This is a genomic window from Sphaerisporangium corydalis (assembly GCF_025506355.1).
Classification (GTDB): Bacteria; Actinomycetota; Actinomycetes; order Streptosporangiales; family Streptosporangiaceae; genus Sphaerisporangium; species Sphaerisporangium corydalis.
Genome location: NZ_JANZYP010000068.1, coordinates 1 through 17973 on the forward strand (window position 1 = coordinate 1; position 17973 = coordinate 17973).

Here is a 17973-nt window from a genome sequence, read left to right on the forward strand (position 1 = left end):
CCCCGACGCCGACCCCCCGTCCCACGACCTCGGCGGCCAAGAAGCCGGCGCGTCCCCCCGCCACGGCGACCACCCGCAAGCCCGGTGCCAAGCCGTCGCACGGCTCGGGGACGATACGGCCGCGAACGTCCGCCTCCGCTCCGGCACAGGCGCACGTCACCAAGCCCGCCGCCTCGCCCTCCCCTCGCCCCACCGCGCCTTCACACTCCCCCAAGCCCTCCGCCTCGCCGTCACCCGCCCACGGCCACACCGGGCCGTCGCACGCCCCCACGCCTTCGCACACCGCGACCCCCACGGCGTCGCCCTCTCGCACCCCCAGTGCGTCGCCGTCCCCGGTCCCCACGCCCTCGCGTACGCGGACCGCGGAGCCGTCGCGGAGGCCGACCATCGTCATGCCGCCGCCCGGGAAGCCGGACGCCTCCCCCGAGCCGAGCCGGACCCCCACCGCCACGCCGTCGGCGAGCTGCGGGGCGCCCGACGGTCACGTCACCGCGACCCCGACGGCCAGGCCCAGCGGGCGGCAGCCCCAGGGCAGGTCCGGCCAGAACGGGCGGGGCGGCCAGGGCAACGGCGGCGGCCGCGGCCAGGGCGGTCAGGGCGGCCGAGGCGGTCAGGGCGGGCAGGCCGTCACGACCGTGGCGCAGGCCGAGGCGAAGATCAGCGAGGCCAGGACCGCGCTCCAGAACGCCGAGGACGCCCTCGCGGGAGTCCGGATCAAGGCTCCCGAGAAGGGCACGATCCTCAGCGTGGCGGGCGTCGTGGGCACGCAGGCCAACGCCGGGGCGGCGTTCATCACCCTCGGCGACCTGGACGAGCTCCAGGTCAAGGCCATGTTCTCCCAGACCGACGTGGGCCGGCTGAAGATCGGCCAGAAGGCGTCCGTCTCCCTCGCCACCCGGGCCGGCCGGACGTACGCCGGCGAGGTCACGCACATCGACGTGATGGCGACGAGCACCAACCGGCTCGTGCAGTACGGCGTGATGATCGCCTTCGCACGCCAGCCCGCGGATCTCCTGCTCGGCCAGACGGCGACCGTGCAGGTCACCGTCGACGAGGCGGAGGACGCCGTGTACGTGCCAGCGCAGGCCCTGCGGACCAGGGCGGACGGCGTGCCGACCGTGCTCGTCGGCAACGGCGGGCAAAGCGTCGAGCGGGCGGTGGAGGTCGGCGTGCGTGGCGACCAGTACGTGGAGATCCGTTCCGGCCTCTCGGAGGGAGACCGCGTCGAACTCCCGAACGGCGGCGCCTCCGGCGGCTTCCCCGACGCCACCTTCCCCAGCCTCCCCGCCACCCCGCCCTCGTCCTGAACCCCGAATTGTGATCTGGCTCACAGGCCGTCCCCAGGCGGGCGTGCGAGTGTCGGAGGTTGCCCGGAGGGGAGATTCCGATGCCGTCCGTGATCGCAGCGCGGGATATCAGGAAGACCTATGGCCACGGGGACACGGCGGTCGCCGCCCTGCGCGGGGTGTCGCTGACCGTGGCGGCCGGTGAGTACGTCGCCGTGATGGGCGCGTCCGGGTCGGGAAAATCTACTTTCATGCACATCCTCGGCTGCCTCGACGTCCCCACGGCGGGCCGCTACCTGCTGGACGGGGTCGACGTGACCCGCCTGGACGAGCGGCGGCTGGCGCTGCTGCGCGGCCGGAAGATCGGGTTCGTGTTCCAGACCTTCAACCTGATCCCCCGGATGTCGGCGCTGGCCAACGTGGAGCTGCCGCTCGCGTACGGCGGGGTGCCGTCCTCCGTGCGGCGCGGGCGCGCCCTGGCCGCGCTCGAACTGGTGGACCTGCTGGACCGCAGGCACCACGAGCCGAACCAGCTCTCCGGCGGCCAGCAGCAGCGGGTGGCGATCGCCAGGGCCCTGGTCACGGCGCCGGCCCTCGTCCTCGCCGACGAGCCCACCGGCAACCTTGACAGCCGCGCTACCGCCGACCTGCTGGAGGTCTTCGACCACCTCAACCGGGCAGGACGGACGATCGTCCTCATCACCCACGAACGGGACGTCGCCGACCGCGCCGACCGGGTGATCCGCCTGATCGACGGCCGGATCGCGGACGAGGACGCCTAGGGTCGCGTGTCGTCCGGTTCGGAGGTGTCCTGGAGGACGTCGGGAGAGAGCGGCAGGACCACACGGAAGGTGGCGCCCGCGCCCGGCGAGGTCTCGACGCAGACGGTCCCCCCGTGCGCGGCCACGTACCCCGCGACGATGGCGAGACCCAGCCCGTTGCCCCCGGCCGTCGCCGTCCCAGCGGGCACCTCCGCCGCACGGCCCCCGTCGCCGGTGCCGTTGGTGCGTGAGCGGGACGGGTCGGCGCGGTAGAAGCGTTCGAAGACGCGTTCGGCCTGGTCGGCGGCCAGACCCGGACCCTTGTCGATCACTTCGAGGAACGCGGTGGCCCCGTCGGTGCCCGCGCGGACCCTGATCGGCGTGCCCGGTGGCGTGTGCGCGAGCGCGTTGCTCATCAGGTTGCCGACGATCTGGCGGATCCGCACCTCGTCCCCGGTGACGATCGGCGCCACGTCCCCGGACACCTCCAGCGCGATGTCGCGGTCGTCGGCGAGGATGCGCGCGTCCTGGACGGCGTCGGCGGCCAGGGCGAGCAGGTCGACGGGCCGCATCGCGAGCGGCCGCTGCTGGTCGAGGCGGGCGAGGAGCAGCAGGTCCTCGACGAGGACGCCCATGCGGGCGGCGGCGTCCTCGACCCGGCGCATGAGCCGCGCCGGGTCGCCCGCGGGGTTCTGCCGGTAGAACTCGGCGAAGCCGCGGATCGAGGTCAGCGGGGTGCGCAGTTCGTGGGAGGCGTCGGCGACGAACCGCCGCATGCGTTCCTCGGACGTCCGGGCCGCCGCCTCGGACACCTCGCGGGCCCGGAAGGCGGTCTCGATCTGGGCGAGCATCCCGTTGAGCGACGCCGCGAGGCTGCCCACTTCGGTGCGCGGGTCGCGGTCGGGCACCCGCCTGCCGAGGTCGCCGGCCGCGATGGCCGCGGCGGTGTGCTCCATCTCGGCCAGCGGGCGCATGCTCCGGCGGACGATCACCACGCCGAACAGGGCGAGGACCACCATGACGACACCGCCGCCGAGCAGTTCGGTCAGGGCGAGGCGGGCGCTGATCTGGTCGACCGACGACAGGTCGATCGCGATCACGATGCTGCCCACGCCGGCCGCGGTGGCCACCCGGACGCGCCACTCCCCGCCGCCCTGCACGGCGGGCACGGTCCTCGGCGCCCACGCCGACGCCCCGGCCAGGTCCGGCAGCACGGGTCCTGGCAGGTTCTCGGTCTCCAGCCCGTTCGCCGCGATCACGATCTTCCCGTCGGGGTCGCGGACCTGGATCAGCCCGTCGGGCGGTACGCGGTTGCCGAGGCCGGGCCCGCGCTGCAGGCGCCGGGCGACGTCCTGGGCGAACGTGGCGAGCTGCTGGTCGACCCGGTCGACGAGGTAGCCGCGGAGCACGGACACGCTGCTCACGCCGATGCCGGCCAGCGCGATGGCGACCAGCGCCAGCATCGTGGCGATCAGCTTGATGCGCAGCGGCGTCCGCGCCGAGATGGACGAAATACGCCGCAGGGCCGGCCTCACGACCGATGGGTCCGGGTTCACGTCGGTGGGGTCCGCAGGACGTAGCCGACGCCGCGGAGGGTGTGGATCAGCCGGGGCGTCGAGTTGTCGATCTTCCGGCGCAGGACGGACACGTACGACTCGACGATCCCCGCGTCGCCCCGGAAGTCGTAGTCCCAGACGTGGTCGAGGATCTGGGCCTTGGACAGCACCCGCCCGGCGTTCGCCATGAAGTAGCGGAGCAGCTTGAACTCCGTGGGCGACAGCGGGACGACGGTGCCGTGCCGCCACACCTCGTGGCTCTCCTCGTCCAGCTCGATGTCGGCGAAGGTCATCCGGGGCGGCGGCGCCATCGGGTCGCCGGCCGTGCGTCGCAGCACCGCGCGGATGCGCGCGATCACCTCTTCCAGGCTGAACGGCTTGGTGACGTAGTCGTCCCCGCCCAGCGTGAGCCCCCTGATCTTGTCCTCGGTGGCGTCGCGCGCCGTGAGGAACACCACCGGCGTGTGAGCGCCGCCGCCGCGTAGCCGCCGTACGACGTCGAACCCATCCATGTCGGGCAGCATGACGTCCAGGACGATCAGGTCCGGCCGTCGGCGCTGGGCGGACTCCACCGCTTGGGCCCCGCTCCCTGCCGGGGTCACCTCGAATCCGGCGAACCGCAGGCTGGCGGCCAGCAGTTCGAGGATGTTCGGGTCGTCCTCGACGACCAGCAGTCGGGCTTCCGGCGAATCGGTCACATGCCTATAGTGACCTGGTTTTCTTAAGCCGGGATGAAAGACATGATGTGCCGGGCTATCGCCAGGCTCGAAGTGGCGGCCGGCGAAGGGGCATTGCGCACCAGGATGACCTTGCCGTGCACGTCGATGACGAAGTCGTCGATCAGGCTCCCGTCCCTGGCGACCGCCTGGGCGCGCACACCGCCGGGGGCCCGTACGAGGTCCTCGGCCGTCAGGATGGGGACGTAGCGGCGGGCGGCCCGGAGGAAGGCTTTCTTGACGAGCGAGCCGTAGACCTCGCCGACGCCGGTCCTCCAGTGCGCGGCGGCCATGCGGCGGGTCCCCGGCCAGGTCAGGATGTCGCGCAGGTCGCGGAACGACACGTCCCCCCACGTGTAGCCCTCGCGGGCCAGGGCGAGCACGGCGTTCGGCCCGACCAGCACCTCGCCGTCCACGCGGCGGGTGAGGTGGACCCCGAGGAACGGGTAGCGCGGGTCGGGCACCGGGTAGAGGAGCCCCCTGACGAAGTCCTTGGCGCCCCCGGCCAGCTTGTAGTACTCCCCGCGGAACGGGACGATGCGCACGTCCCCCGCGTACCCGGTCATCGCGGCGACGGCGTCGGATCCGAGCCCCGCGCAGCAGACCAGCCGGTCGAAGGCCAGCCGCGCGGTCCCCGCCAGCACCTCCACCCCGGAGGCCGTCTCGCGGACCGCGCGCACCTGGTGCCCGAGCAGGACCGACCCGCCCAGCTCGGCGACGTCGGCGGCGAGGCGGCGGGCCACGGCGGGGAAGTCGGCGATCGCGGTGTGCGGGGAGTGGACCGCGCCCACGCCCACGGCGTGCGGTTCGACCTCGCGCAGCCCGAGCGCGTCCAGCTCGGCGATGCCGGGGACGCCGTTCTCCCTGGCACGGCCGGCGATGCGCTTCAGGCCGGCCCGTTCGGCGGCCGTCGAGGCGACGACGAGCTTGCCCACCTCCTCGTACGGGATGCCGTGCTCGGCGCAGTATTCGCGGAGCAGCGCCCCGCCGTCCCGGCAGAGGCGCGCCTTGAGCGAGCCGGGGGTGTAGTAGATGCCCGCGTGGACGACGCCGCTGTTGTGGCCGGTCTGGTGGGCGGCGACGTGGTCCTCCTTGTCGAGCACGGTGACCGTGGCGCCGCGCGAGGCCAGCTCCCGGGCCACCGCCAGCCCCAGGATGCCCGCGCCGACGACCCCGATTCGCTCACTCACAAGGCGATATCTTCCTCGCTTTGCGAAGTGCGCGCCAGACGACCGATATATCGGGGTGCGATGTGCCCCGCCTCGGCCAGCCACCGGAGCGTGTCGGCCACCGACTCCTGGACGGGCCGCAGGCGCAGGGCCAGCGCGTCCATCGTCTCGGCGTCGTCGGCGGGGACCGTCGTCACCATGATGTCGACCGCGTCCCGGGTCAGCGGGTAGTCGACGGGCCGGACCTTCTTGACCGTGTCCAGGACGGCGGCGGCGGCCCTGAGCAGCGCCGCCGGGGCCGGGTAGCGGCGGCATCGCCGGCCGGTGACCTCGTCGCAGACGTCGGCCAGTTCGGCCCACCGCAGGAAGTGGCCGCCGAGCAGGAACCTGCGCGCCCCCTTGCCCGGTTCCAGGCAGCGGGTGAGCGCCACGGCGAGGTCGCGCACGTCCATGAGGCCGGCGCCGCCGGTGGTGATCGGCCAGCCCTGGACCAGGCCGCCGCGCAGGCCCTCGACCATCGAGTCAAGTTTGGGCTGGTGCGGGCCGATGACGCCCGGGGGGTAGACGATCGTGACCGGGTGCCCGTCGTCCTGGAGGGCCCGCGCGTACCGCTCCCCGTCGACCTTGGTCCTGCCGTACTCCGTCCTGGGCGAGGAGAGCGGCCCGTCGGCGGTGATCACGGGGCCGCGCGGCGGGATGAAGACCGTCGTCGTGGAGACGTGCACGATCGGGTCGAGGCCCAGCTCGGCGGCCTGGCCGAGGACGTTCCTCAGCCCGGTGACGTTGGTGCCGGCGAGGTCGCCGCCCCGGCCGGTGATGCCGATCTCGGCGGCGGCGTGCAGGACGGCCTCCCCGCGCTCCAGGCACGCCCGTACGGCCCGCGCGTCCCGGATGTCGGCCTTGTGCGTCTCCGGCGTCTCGGTGACGCCGACACTCGCGAGGACCCTCGCCGTCTTTTCGGGGTCGCGGATGAGCAGGACCGGTTCATGACCGGCGGCCTGTAACGCCGCCACCGCGTGGCAGCCGACGAATCCGGACGCCCCGGTGATCACAACACGCATGTAGGCAAGCTAACGCTTGGCCAGGGTAGGCGAAAGGGCCCCGGCCGCCACACCGTGATCGAACATGTATTCGATATACTTCCTGACGTGCACGTTCCGCCCGGGTGGCCCACCGAGGTCCTCCCGCCGGGGAGCCCCGACTGGGAGGCCTCGGCGGTGGCCTGGCTGCTCGACGCCGTGCCGCCCGACTACCGCGCGTACGGCGTGCTCCGGCGCCACCCCCTCGCCTTGGCCCGCATGGCCCGCCACCACGTGAACGCCTCCGTCGAGGCGGCCCGCGCCGGTTACCGAGGCGCGGCGGTCGACCTCAAGGAACACCTGCCGCCGCACGCCATCGAGGCCGTGCTCGCCGCCTACCGCCGCGAGGGCCCCCGGCTGGTGAAGCTCGCCACCTCGGTCGAACTGGTGGAACGCGCCCTCCAGGGAGAGCACTTCATCCCCCGCATGAACGCCTCCGAGCCCGGCCCTAGCCGGCGCGGCGGGCGATGAACGCGATGATGGCCGTGGCGCCGAGCGCGACGCCGAGCCACAGCGCGATCACCCCGGCGGGCACCCCGCCGTCGCCGTCGCGCCCGGCCGCGTTCGAGGCGGCGGCCTCGGGCACCCCGGCGACCCTGGACGGCGCGGCGCTCGACCGCGACGGCGTCCCCACCGGCCTCTTGGGCAGCGCCGACGCCGGGAGCGGCACCTCGTACACCGGGCTGTTCACCCCCTCGGACCCGGTCAGCAGGGCCCTGCCGTCCCGGGTGTAGGCGATCGACTCGGCCTGCCGCAGCGAGGGCATCGACACCCTGCTGATCAGCTCGCCCGGCGCACGGTAGAGCGACGCCGAGAAGTAGGTGCGGATCACGAAGCTCGACCCGTCGGGGGCGTACGCCGCGTCCGTCGCCATGATGGGGGCCGGGCCGACGCGGCGCAGGATGTTCACCCGGTCGGTGCGCAGCTTGGCCGGGGCCGCGTAGATCGAACCGGAGAACTCCTTGCTCACGACGTACAGGCGCCCGGTGATCGGGTTGACCATGATGCCCTCGGCGTTGCGCCCGCCGTCCTTGTACCGGAAGCGGTAGCGGGTCGCCTGGAGCGTCGCGTCGCGCATCGTCGTCGGCTCGGCGACCTTGTAGATCGAGTAGTCGGGCCAGGCGCCGTTGAGGTTGTCCCCGATGTCGGCGAACCACAGGACGCCCGCTCCGGTCGCCGGGTCGACCGAGGCGGCCATGGCCTCCCAGTCACGGGCCGCGGCCCCCGCCAGCGTGAACGCGGCCAGCGTGCGGCCGTCGGAGCCGACGGCGTAGAACCGCGGGCCGGCGCCGCTGTCGTTGTGGGTGTAGATCACGCCCTTGCGCGTGGGCGAGACGGCGAGGCCGCTCGACTCGGCGATCCTCGGGTCCTTGAAGTGGAACAGCAACCTCTCCTTGGCGGCCGACACGTCCTCGACGCCCGTGACCCCCTTGGCGGACGAGGCGCCCGTGACCCCCTTGGCGGACGGCGTTCCGGTGGCGGCCGAGGCGCCCGTGGCGGACGCCGCGAGCGGGCCGGCCACCGCCAGTCCCAGCACGGCAAGGACCCCTGCCCCCATGACCACCCGTCTGCTCCCCATTGGCTCATCATGCCCCGCGATCAGACACACCGCGCCCGACCTGGGCCTGACTTGGGACAAGACTGGCCGGCGCATCCCGCACCACGCCCGTCCCGATCGATCCGCTTGAGTCCTTCCGCCGCGCGCGGGCTGGGCTGGAGTGCACTCCAGGTGCTTAGGGTGAGGGCATGGAATACGTACACCTTGGACGCGCCGGTCTCTCCGTGAGCCGCCTCTGCCTGGGCACCATGAACTTCGGCCCCGAGACCTCGGAAGAGGACTCGTTCGCCATTATGGACAGGGCTCACGAGCTGGGGATCAACTTCTTCGACACGGCAAACGTCTACGGCTGGAAGCAGGGGGAGGGGATAACCGAGAAGATCGTCGGCAACTGGTTCGCCAAGGGCGGCGGGCGTCGCGAGAAGACGGTCATCGCCACCAAGCTCTATGGCTCCATGGGCGACTGGCCGAACGACGACCACCTGTCGGCCCTGAACATCCGGCGGGCGTGTGACGCCTCGCTCAAGCGCCTGCAGACCGACTACATCGACCTGTACCAGTTCCACCACGTCGACCGGAACACTCCGTTCGAGGAGATCTGGGAGGCGATGGAAGTCCTCCGCCAGCAGGGCAAGATCATCTACGCCGGCTCGTCCAACTTCGCCGGATGGCACATCGTCAAGGCGCAGGAGGAGGCCAGGCGGCGCGGCTTCTCCGGCCTGGTGTCGGAGCAGTCGCACTACAACCTGCTCACCCGCAGCGTGGAGCTGGAAGTGCTCCCGGCCTGCGACGACTACGGCCTCGGGGTGATCCCGTGGAGCCCCCTCGCCGGCGGCCTGCTCGGCGGCGTGCTCCGCAAGATCGACAAGGGCCGTTCCGCGTCCCCGACCATGCTTTCGGAGCTGGAGAAGCACCGCGACAAGGTCGAGCAGTACGAGGCGTTCTGCGATGAGCTGGGCGAGGACCCGGCCAACGTCGCGCTGGCCTGGCTCCTAGAGCAGACGGCCGTGACCGGCCCGATCATCGGCCCCCGGACGAACGACCAGCTCGAGGGCAGCCTCCGCGCCCTGGAGATCAAGCTCGACGAGAAGGCGCTCACCCGTCTCGACGAGATCTTCCCCGGCCCCGGCGGCCCGGCCCCCGAGGCGTACGCCTGGTAGACCGGCATCGGCCAGGTGATCGGCGCGGGCTAGGTGACCAGCGCGCCGATCACCACGATGACCACGAGCAGCACGAGCACCGTAGGCAGCAACCAGCGACGAGGACGGTCCACGCCATGGAGCCTAGCCGCGTCCGGTGAGTCGCCAGGAATCGAGCGTCTCGTAACGCACCACCGGCCCGAGATGGCTGCGCATCAGATGGACGGAGTCCGCGAGCCAGGGCGTCCCCGCGAACCCGCTCAGCCCCTCGATCAGCGGACGCGCGTCGACGCCCGTGCGCGGACGCGAGCGCGCGAGGGTCAGGTGGGGGTGGAAGGGCTTCCTGTCGGCGTGATCGGCCCCTGCGCGCCGCGCGCCCGCCGCCAGCGAGGCGGCCAGCCGGCTGAGGGTCGTCTCCCCGCCCGCCACGCCGAGCCACACGACCCGCGCCCGCGCGGCGGCGGGGAAGGTGCCCCCGGCCGCGAACGACAGCGTCATCGGGGGGTAGCGCGCCGCCGCCCGCGCCAGCCGCACGCCGAGGCCGGGCAGCACGCCCTCGCCGACCTCGCCGAGGAACGCCATCGTGACGTGCCACGTCTCGGGCGCCACCCACCGCAGCTCCGGCCAGTCCTTCCCGAGGGAGCCGACGGCCTCGGCGACCTCAGCGAGCCCCTCCGGGGGCGGCGACAACGCCACGAACAACCGCACCGCGCGTCCTTCCCGCAGCGAACCTGGTCAGCAGGATCGCGATTCCGACGCCCACCAGGCACATCACCCCGCAGATCACCATGCCGAGCCGGGGCCCGGCCAGCTCGCCGACCCAGCCGATCAGCGGCGCGCCGATGGGGGCGCCGCCGGTGAACACCAGGACATAGATTCCCATGACACGCCCGCGCATGGCGGGCGACGCCGCGAGCTGGACCGACGAGTTCGCGGCCGTGGTCGTCGTGATCATCGCCATGCCGGCGGGGACCAGCATGATCAGGAAGATCGGGTAGACCGGCGCCATGCCGGCGGCGATCTGGGCGACGCCGAAGCAGATGCCCCCGCCGATCAGCAGGCGGCGGGTCGGCCGCGCCCGCCGCGCGGCGAGCAGCGCGCCGCCGAGCGCCCCGACCGCGAACACGCTGGACGCCACGCCGAACGACGACGCGTCCTGGCCGAACACCTGCTTGGCCATCAGCGCGATGCTCATCGAGAAGCTGGTGGCGAACATCGCCGCGAACGCCACCAGCAGGATCGGCATCAGCAGCTCGGGCCGGTGCCACACGTACCGCAGGCCCTCGCGCAACTGCCCCTTGGCCCGGGCCAGCGGCTCGGGGGTGCGCAGCTCCGACGCGCGCATCAGGAACAGGCCGGTGATCACCGCCGCGAAGGACGCCGCGTTCACCAGGAAGATCGGTCCGGTGCCCCCCAGGGCGTAGATCAGCAGACCGGCGACGGCGGGCCCGACGACCCGCGCGAGGTTGAACGTGGAGCTGTTCAGGGCGATCGCGTTGGCCAGGTCGGCGCGGCCGACCATCTCCACGACGAACGACTGCCGCGTGGGCACCTCGACGCAGGACACCAGACCGAGCATGAACGCCATCACGTAGACGTGCCACGCCTGGGCGTGACCGGTGACGGTCAGCAGGCCCATCGTGAGCGCCAGCATGCCGAGCAGGGACTGGGCGGCCATGAGCAGTGGCCGCTTCGGATACCGGTCGGCCAGCATGCCGCCCCAGAGGCCGAAGACGACGATCGGCAGGAACTGCAGGGCGGTCGTGATGCCCAGGGCCGCCGAGCTGCCGTGGGTCAGCTCCAGGACCAGCCAGTCCTGGGCCGTGCGCTGCATCCAGGTGCCGACGTTCGACACCACGCTGCCGGAGACGAAGAGGCGGTAGTTGTAGTTGCGCAACGAGCGGAACATGCCGCCCGTCCGGGCGGCGGCGGCCGGGGGCCCGGGGGCGTCCTCGGCCTGGACGCCCCTGGTCTCCTCGGCCTGGACCTCACGGAGCTCCGCCCCCTCGACCTCGCGCAGCGCGGCCCGCGCCCCGGGTTCGGGAGGGTCGCCGGCGTCCTCGTCCACAACCTGTGGACGGATCACATCTGCGAGAGTTTCTCCAGGATCGGCGCCGCCGCCCGCAGCGCCGTCCGCTCCTCCGGAGACAGTTCCTGGAGCCGCTGGGCTAGCCACGCCTCCTTGCCCCTGCGCTCCTCCTTCAACAGTCCTCGGCCTGGCTCCGTCACGCTGACGGCCACCTGGCGGCGGTCGGTCGGATGCGGAGTACGGGCGAGCAGCCCCCGTTCCTCCAGCGCGGCGATCACCCGGGTCATCGAGGGGGGCTGCATCTTTTCGAGCTCGGCCAGCTCGCCAGGGGTTATCCCGGAATGCCGTTCGACGGCGGCGAGCGTCGCGAGCTGGGTGGGAGTCAGCTTGTGGGCTCCGGCCTGGCGCCGCAGCCGTCTGGTCAGTCGCGCCAGGGAGACGCGCAGCGCGGACGCCAGAACGGCGTCGCTGCGTAGGTCCAACAGGCGCCCCGTCTTGGGAGTGTTCATTAGCATAAGTCATTACCTTTGCTAACTATATACGACGTCTCATGATTCCTGATGGCCCGATATTTCTACAACCCCGTGCCCGCCGCACGAACCGGCCCGGATGCGAGGCTTCCGCTACCCGGCGGGGGCGGCGGGTACCGAGGGCAGCTCAGGTTCGCCGGAGGGCGAGCGCATCGTGCGCACGTCACGGGAGAGCAGGGCCAGCGCGGACGCCACGACGATCAGCGCCGCCGCGCCGTACTGCGTGGCCGAGAGCCCGGCCACGGCCGCGATCGGGCCGGCGAGCAGGGCGCCGAGCGGCATCGCCATGACCGAGCCGAGCGCGTCGTAGGCCGACACGCGGGCCAGCTTGCCGGGCGGGATGTTGCGGGCCAGCGTCACGCTCCACTGCACCATCATCATCTCGTTGGCCATCCCCAGGAACACGGCGGTCAGGCAGAGCGCGGGGAGCGGCCAGAGCATGGCCAGCGACAGCGGCGAGACCGCTATGGCGCCGCCGAGGCACACCACGAACAGCATGGGCCTGCGCGGCGTGTACCGCAGGGACACCACCCCGCCGACGATCAGGCCGAAGGCCTCGGCGGCGGCGATCGCCCCCCAGGCGGCCGGGCCGCCGAGATGTTCCTTGGCGGCGGCCGGGCCGAGGACCTGGAACCCTCCGTACCAGGCCATCATGATGACGCAGAACTGCGCCACGATCGCCCACAGCCAGGTGTGGGAGACGAACTCCGACCAGCCCTCCTTAAGCTCGCCGACCATACCGGGGCCGCGCGCCCGTTCGTGGCCGACGGCCCGGATGGCGAGCAGCAGGGGGATCGTGCCGAGCAGGCCGGTACCGCAGGCGGCGAGCGCCCAGCCGGGGCCGACGGCCGCGACGACCACGCCCGCGGCGGCGGCACCGCCCATCTGGGCGAGGTTCATCGCGAGCCTGCTGAAGGCGTTGGCCTGCTGGAGCATCGCGTCGGGCACGATCTTCGGCAGCAGCGCCTGCGACGCCGGATAGAAGATCGCCAGCCCCACGCCGGTCAGGGTCTCCAGCACGATCATCTGCCAGATGCGGGCGTGGCCGCTGAGCACCAGCAGGCCCAGGGTCCCCTCGCCCACGGCCATCATGACGTTGGCCGCGACGATCACCTTCTGCGGCGCGACGCGATCGGCGATGACCCCGCTGATCAGCGTGAACACCAGCGACGGGGCGATCTGCGCCGCCAGGACGTACGACAGGTCGGCGGTGGACCCGGTCAGGTCCAGGACGGCGAACGAGACGCCGACCAGCGAGAACGCGAAGGACGCGGGAGCGAGGAGGCGATCGGCCAGCAGGAGCCTGAAGTCGCGGATCGCGAGCACGGGGAAGCGGCGGGCGAGGGCACGCCACAGCATGGCCACCCTCCGATCACCTGCGAGAAACCGACGTTCGAGCCTAGCCACGCCGCCACGGGCCCGGCAATCGAATATCGGCCGCGACCTCGCCGAGCACGCTCGCGGGGGTCTCGCGAGGCACGCTCGCGGGGGTCTCGCCGGACGCGCTCACCGGGGTCTCACCGGACGCGCTCGCGCGGGGTCGTCCCGCGGGATTCTCGCCGGACGTCTCCCCGCCGGTCCTCACCCGAGCTGGGCCGCCTGGAGGCCGGAGTAGGCGCCGCGGCGGCGGACCAGTTCGTCGTGGGTGCCCGTCTCCACGACGCGGCCGTCCTCCATGACGACGATGCGGTCCGCCGTACGGATGGTCGACAGGCGGTGGGCCACCACGAAGACCGTCCTGCCGGCGACCAGCCGCGCGAGCGCCTGCTGGATGAGCGCCTCCGACCTGGTGTCCAGCGCGGAGGTGGCCTCGTCGAGGATGAGCACGCGTGGGTCCCTGATGAGGGCGCGCGCGATGGCGAGCCGCTGCTTCTGCCCGCCGGACAGCCGGGCGCCGCGCTCCCCCACCACCGTGTCCAGCCCCTCGGGCAGCCGGTCCACGAACTCCAGGGCGTTCGCGTCCCGCAGGGCGTCCCTGAGCGCCTCGTCCGGCACGTCCGTCAGCCCGTACAGGACGTTGTCCCGGACGCTCCCCTCGAACAGGATCGACTCCTGGGGCACCACCGACACGAACCGGCGGTAGGTGCGCAGGTCGAGCGACTCCATGTCGCGGCCGTCCAGCAGGATCCGCCCGGAGGTGGGCCGGAGGAAGCCGATGACCAGGTTGAGGATGGTCGACTTGCCCGCCCCGGAGGCGCCGACGAGGGCGACGGTCTCCCCCGGCGAGACGGTCAGCCCGAAGTCCGCGACCGCGGGGCGGTCCTCGCCGTAGGCGTACGAGACGTCCTGGAACTCCACGACCCCCCGGACCGAGTCGATCTCGGCCTTGCCCGCGTTGTTCTCCAGGTCCGGCGCCTGGAGCACCTCGCCGACCGAGCGCACGGCCTCCATGCCCTTGCTGATCACCGGCGTGAGGCTCATCAGCGTGGTCACCGCGGAGGTCAGCGTGGCGAAGAAGGCGCTGAGCATCACCACGTCCCCGGGGGTGATCGCGAGCACCTGGTAGTACGCGACCCACGCCGAGCCCGCGAGGAAGCCGACGCCGAGCGCGTTGAGGGTGATCCACGCCAGCGCGCCGAACCGGCCGTTGAGCAGGTCCAGCCGCAGGCCCGTCCGCAGGACCTTGGACAGCGTCCCGTCGACCCGGTTGATCGCGTCCTGCTCCAGGCCGTGCGCCCTGGTGATCGGGATGAGGTGCGTCATCTCGGTCACCCGCGAGGAGAGCCGCTCCACCTCCTGGCGGAAGCTCTCGTTGTCGGAGCGGAGCCGGTCCCGCATCCGCCTGACCAGGAAGGCGGCGGCCGGCACCACGACGAGGAACACCGGCAGCGCCGCCGGCACCCGCACGGCGATCACGACCAGGCCGCCGCCGAGCATGCACAGCGCCCCGAGGCCCATGTCCCCGCCCTGCTGGAGCATCTGCTCGACGCTCTCCACGTCACGGATGACCTTGGTCTGCAGCACGCCGGCGCTGACCCGCGAGTGGTAGCCGATGGAGAGCTGCTGCATCCGGCGGCACAGCGCCGACCGCAGGTTCGTCCCCATCCGGCGGACCGCCCCGCTGAGGAGGCGGATGTAAGCCAGGTGGAAGGGGTAGTTCAGGATCAGCAGGACGAGCAGAACGCCGATGTTGGCCCACAGCCGCCAGATGGGCAGGTGGCCCACCACGACGTCGACGATGTTCGCCGTGACCAGCGGCAGCAGCCAGGTCGGGCTGTGCTTGACCACGTACGCGCCGAACGCGAGGGCGATGCGGGCGCGGTCCTCGCGGAGCAGGTAGGCGAGCGTGCGTACCGGATGCTCACCCCGGTACCGGTGATCCAGCGCACCGTGCGACACGGCCACGCGACCACCCCTCCGCTTTTCCGACCTCCTACCGACACAAGATCATATATCAGGACAAAGCGCTACACCGTGAACTCCCCGTCTCGGCCAGGTGAACGCTCGGACCCCTCCGGACCCCTCCGGACCCCTCCGGACGCGTCACGGTGCGCCGGGGCCGGTCAAGGTGCGTCCCGGTACGTCCGGGTGCGCCGCGCGCGTCAGGGTGCGTCCGCGCGCGTCAGGTCGTGACCTCGCGCGAGGAGGCGGGGGGCGCCGGCTCGCCTGCGGCGCTCGACGGGCTCGGGACGTACAGCCACGCCTGCCGGTCGAACGCCTTGCCCCGCGCCCGGATCTCGGTGAACCGCGAGGCCGGCGGCTCGGTGCCGCCCGATTCGGTGAACGCGGCGAACCCCTCCGAGGAGAGGACCGCGGCGACGAGGGTGACGTCCGGGTCGCTGTCGTCGAGCGCCGCCACCAGGGGCTCGCACCGGAGCAGGCGGTGGACCTCGTTCACCGCCCTGGCGATGTCCGCGGTCGCGGTCCCCTCCTCCACCGGCCCGACGTGCAGGGCCACCCGCAGCCGGAGCCCGAGGCCGTGCTCGCAGATCTTGAGATCGCTGCTCGCGAGGTCGCCCTGCAGATCGTCCAGGAACGGATGGACCAGCAGGGGCAGCGTCTCCGCCGGGAGCAGCGCGACGATCTCGTGACCCGGGCGCTGCAGCAGCGACACCGACCGCCACGCTTCTCCGAGCGAGTTGCGCTCACAGATGCCGGTCAGCAGCGAATGGATCTCATGGTAGAGAACCGGCAGCAGCACATCGGGCTGCTGACCACACCCTTGCACGTCGACCGCGAGAACCGCGCGAAAAGGCTTCGTCTCAGACATCTAGCCCTCCGATCGTCTTGAGGAGTGATCCAAACTGTGCGGCACCGAACTTGATGCTTCTGTCAGAAACCGGACATCCGCGGGGTTCGGCCACCAAAGCCTCACCCACCGGCAACCCCGCACAACGTCATGGGCCAGTATCGCGCGGTCAGCACGACGCGGTCATCGTCACGCGTTCGCTGTCACGCGGTCCTGGACGACAAAAGGCGGCCCCCGCGGGCTCAGGAGAGGTCGAGCCGGTAGCGGAGCTCGGGCACGGCGGTGCCGCCGACCTCCCACATCGAGCGGGTGCCGTCCATGCCGAATCCGGCCGACCCGTAGAAACGCCGCGCCCGTGCGTTGTCCTCCAGCACCCACAACAGCAGCCGGCGCAGATGCCGTTCCTTGGCCGCCGCCAGCGCCGCGTCCATGAGGGCGTGCCCCGCGCCCGTGCCGATCACGTCGGGACGGACGTACAAGGCGTAGATCTCCCCGTCGCCGGCCTGGGCGTCGGGATCGCGGCACGGCCCCATGGCCAGCCAGCCCACCACGACGCCACCGGACTCGGCCACGAGGTCCAGCGCCCCGCCGTCGCGCCGGGCGAACCGCTCCCGCCGTACGCGGACGTCCTCCTCCGGCGACATCCCGTCCAGGTACGCCTGCGGCACCATGCCCGCGTAGGCGGCCCGCCAGCTCGCGATGCGCACCGACGACACCGTCTCGATGTCCGCCTCGCCCATCTCGCGCACAAACACCATGCCGCCCCGTATCCCCTCGCCCGCGACGCCGCGCCCAGCATGACACGCGGCACGGGTCGTGACGTGCACGGGGATGTCCATCTTCGGCAGGTGATTGAAGGGATACGGATCGTTATCTAGTCTCGCGGGATGGGCATTCCTACCGAACCGATCGGCAGTATCCCCCGACCCCCCGCTCTCCTGGCCGCACTGACCGACCACGCCGCGGGCCGCATCGCGGACACCGAGCTGGCCACGGCTCAGGACCAGGCGGTCGCCGACACGATCACGAGGCTGGAGCACATCGGGTGCCCCGTCCTGGTCGACGGCGAGCAGTCGAAACCGAGCTTCGCCACCTATCCGATCACCGGCCTGGCCGGCCTCGCCCCCGACGGCGCGGTCATCCCGTTCGCCGACGGGCACACCCGGCAACTGCCGCGCCTCACGACCGGCCCGTTCCGCTACGGCGTGCACGCCGACACCTACCTGCGGGCCGCGCGGCGGCACACCCGCCTGCCGCTCAAGCAGGCGGTCATCGCGCCGTCCGCTCTGAGCCTGTTGTATCCCGGGGACGGCATCGACGACTATCCGCGCAAGTCCTTCATCGACGACCTGATCGCCGAGGCCGAGGCCGACATCCGCGGCTGCCTGGACGCCGGCGCGCACGCCGTGCAGCTCGACTTCACCGAAGGGCGGCTGTCGCTCAAGCTCGACCCGAGCGGCGGGCTCCTCCAGGACTTCGTCGCGCTCAACAACCAGGTGCTCGAACGGTTCGGCGCGGAGGAACGCGCGCGGATCGGCGTGCACACCTGCCCCGGCGGCGACCAGGACTCCACCCACAGCCTGGACGTCGACTACGCCGACCTGCTGCCCAAGCTCTTCGCCCTGAAAGCGGGCAACTTCTACATCCAGCTCGCCAGCGAGCCCGACCCGTCCCGGGTGCTGGACGTCATCGCCACCCACGCGCCGCCGGAGGCCCGGATCTTCCTAGGCGTCACCGATCCGATCGACCCACGGGTCGAGACGCCAGAACAGGTGCGCGACCGGGTGCTGGAGGCCGCACGCCATCTTTCCGCCGACCGGCTGGGCACCTGCGACGACTGCGGGTTCGCCCCCTTCGCCGATGACACCTCCACCTCGCGCGAGATCGCGTTCGCCAAGATCGCGGCTCGCGTCGAGGGCACCGCGCTCGCCTCTGAGGCCCTGGGCCTCTGAGACCTCGCG

Annotated in this window: 17 protein-coding genes and 1 pseudogene; 5 read left to right on the forward strand and 13 right to left on the reverse strand. The window is 72.1% G+C overall.

Annotation, left to right across the window (positions count from 1 at the left end):
• A pseudogene (locus NYZ98_RS33720) lies at positions 1 to 394 on the reverse strand (hypothetical protein); the annotation flags it as partial.
• Between NYZ98_RS33720 and NYZ98_RS33725 the strand changes: the two are divergent.
• Positions 393 to 1307 (forward strand): efflux RND transporter periplasmic adaptor subunit, encoded by a 915-nt coding sequence (locus NYZ98_RS33725; RefSeq protein WP_262847858.1) that lies wholly within the window; start codon positions 393 to 395, stop codon positions 1305 to 1307. The pseudogene NYZ98_RS33720 and the gene NYZ98_RS33725 sit on opposite strands and share 2 nt — an antisense overlap.
• Positions 1308 to 1387: 80 nt before the next feature.
• Positions 1388 to 2068 (forward strand): ABC transporter ATP-binding protein, encoded by a 681-nt coding sequence (locus tag NYZ98_RS33730; RefSeq protein WP_262847859.1) that lies wholly within the window; start codon positions 1388 to 1390, stop codon positions 2066 to 2068.
• On the opposite strand, the gene NYZ98_RS33735 is transcribed toward NYZ98_RS33730, so the two are convergent.
• Genes NYZ98_RS33735 through NYZ98_RS33750 form a run of 4 tightly spaced genes read right to left on the reverse strand, consistent with a single transcriptional unit; the run spans position 2065 to position 6549 of the window.
• Positions 2065 to 3582, reverse strand: coding sequence for a sensor histidine kinase (locus NYZ98_RS33735; RefSeq protein ID WP_316249631.1), 1518 nt, complete (start codon positions 3580 to 3582; stop codon positions 2065 to 2067). The two genes, NYZ98_RS33730 and NYZ98_RS33735, sit on opposite strands and share 4 nt — an antisense overlap.
• A 17-nt stretch (positions 3583 to 3599) precedes the next feature.
• Positions 3600 to 4301: a response regulator transcription factor gene (locus tag NYZ98_RS33740; RefSeq protein ID WP_262847860.1), complete on the reverse strand. Its 702-nt coding sequence runs from the start codon at positions 4299 to 4301 to the stop codon at positions 3600 to 3602.
• A 23-nt stretch (positions 4302 to 4324) separates the two neighbouring features.
• Positions 4325 to 5509 (reverse strand): L-2-hydroxyglutarate oxidase, encoded by a 1185-nt coding sequence (gene lhgO / locus NYZ98_RS33745; protein WP_262847861.1) that lies wholly within the window; start codon positions 5507 to 5509, stop codon positions 4325 to 4327.
• On the reverse strand, positions 5506 to 6549 hold the full coding sequence (locus tag NYZ98_RS33750) for an NAD-dependent epimerase/dehydratase family protein (protein WP_262847862.1): 1044 nt from the start codon (positions 6547 to 6549) through the stop codon (positions 5506 to 5508). Before NYZ98_RS33750 ends, lhgO begins: the two co-directional genes overlap by 4 nt.
• 87 nt (positions 6550 to 6636) lie before the next feature.
• Here NYZ98_RS33750 and NYZ98_RS33755 point away from each other — a divergent pair, with 87 nt between their 5' ends.
• Positions 6637 to 7038 (forward strand): hypothetical protein, encoded by a 402-nt coding sequence (locus NYZ98_RS33755; protein WP_262847863.1) that lies wholly within the window; start codon positions 6637 to 6639, stop codon positions 7036 to 7038.
• On the opposite strand, the gene NYZ98_RS33760 is transcribed toward NYZ98_RS33755, so the two are convergent.
• On the reverse strand, positions 7016 to 8146 hold the full coding sequence (locus NYZ98_RS33760) for a hypothetical protein (RefSeq protein ID WP_262847864.1): 1131 nt from the start codon (positions 8144 to 8146) through the stop codon (positions 7016 to 7018). The genes NYZ98_RS33755 and NYZ98_RS33760 overlap by 23 nt on opposite strands.
• 167 nt (positions 8147 to 8313) lie before the next feature.
• On the opposite strand from NYZ98_RS33760, the gene NYZ98_RS33765 reads away from it, so the two are divergent.
• Positions 8314 to 9285, forward strand: a complete 972-nt coding sequence (locus tag NYZ98_RS33765; RefSeq protein WP_262847865.1) for an aldo/keto reductase — start codon at positions 8314 to 8316, stop codon at positions 9283 to 9285.
• A 123-nt stretch (positions 9286 to 9408) separates the two neighbouring features.
• Here the strand turns inward: NYZ98_RS33765 and thpR are convergent, their stop codons facing one another.
• The 7 genes from thpR to NYZ98_RS33800 all read right to left on the reverse strand — a co-directional run bounded on the left by thpR (position 9409) and on the right by NYZ98_RS33800 (position 16770).
• Positions 9409 to 9972 (reverse strand): RNA 2',3'-cyclic phosphodiesterase, encoded by a 564-nt coding sequence (thpR, locus tag NYZ98_RS33770; RefSeq protein WP_262847866.1) that lies wholly within the window; start codon positions 9970 to 9972, stop codon positions 9409 to 9411.
• Positions 9926 to 11350, reverse strand: a complete 1425-nt coding sequence (locus NYZ98_RS33775) for an MFS transporter (RefSeq protein ID WP_262847867.1) — start codon at positions 11348 to 11350, stop codon at positions 9926 to 9928. The genes thpR and NYZ98_RS33775 overlap by 47 nt, the downstream gene beginning before the upstream one ends.
• Positions 11347 to 11808: a MarR family transcriptional regulator gene (locus NYZ98_RS33780; protein ID WP_380708704.1), complete on the reverse strand. Its 462-nt coding sequence runs from the start codon at positions 11806 to 11808 to the stop codon at positions 11347 to 11349. Before NYZ98_RS33780 ends, NYZ98_RS33775 begins: the two co-directional genes overlap by 4 nt.
• A 108-nt stretch (positions 11809 to 11916) precedes the next feature.
• Positions 11917 to 13182, reverse strand: coding sequence for an MFS transporter (locus NYZ98_RS33785; protein WP_262847869.1), 1266 nt, complete (start codon positions 13180 to 13182; stop codon positions 11917 to 11919).
• 222 nt (positions 13183 to 13404) lie between these two features.
• The gene (locus tag NYZ98_RS33790; RefSeq protein ID WP_262847870.1) at positions 13405 to 15168 is read right to left on the reverse strand and encodes an ABC transporter ATP-binding protein; all 1764 of its coding nucleotides are present in this window, start codon (positions 15166 to 15168) and stop codon (positions 13405 to 13407) included.
• 217 nt (positions 15169 to 15385) lie between these two features.
• Entirely contained in the window at positions 15386 to 15964 is a 579-nt protein-coding gene (locus tag NYZ98_RS33795; RefSeq protein ID WP_262847871.1) for a hypothetical protein, read from the reverse strand.
• Positions 15965 to 16254: 290 nt separating this feature from the next.
• Positions 16255 to 16770, reverse strand: coding sequence for a GNAT family N-acetyltransferase (locus tag NYZ98_RS33800; protein ID WP_262847872.1), 516 nt, complete (start codon positions 16768 to 16770; stop codon positions 16255 to 16257).
• A 129-nt stretch (positions 16771 to 16899) separates the two neighbouring features.
• Here NYZ98_RS33800 and NYZ98_RS33805 point away from each other — a divergent pair, with 129 nt between their 5' ends.
• Positions 16900 to 17964: a cobalamin-independent methionine synthase II family protein gene (locus NYZ98_RS33805; protein WP_262847873.1), complete on the forward strand. Its 1065-nt coding sequence runs from the start codon at positions 16900 to 16902 to the stop codon at positions 17962 to 17964.
• The last annotated feature ends 9 nt before the right edge of the window (positions 17965 to 17973 follow it).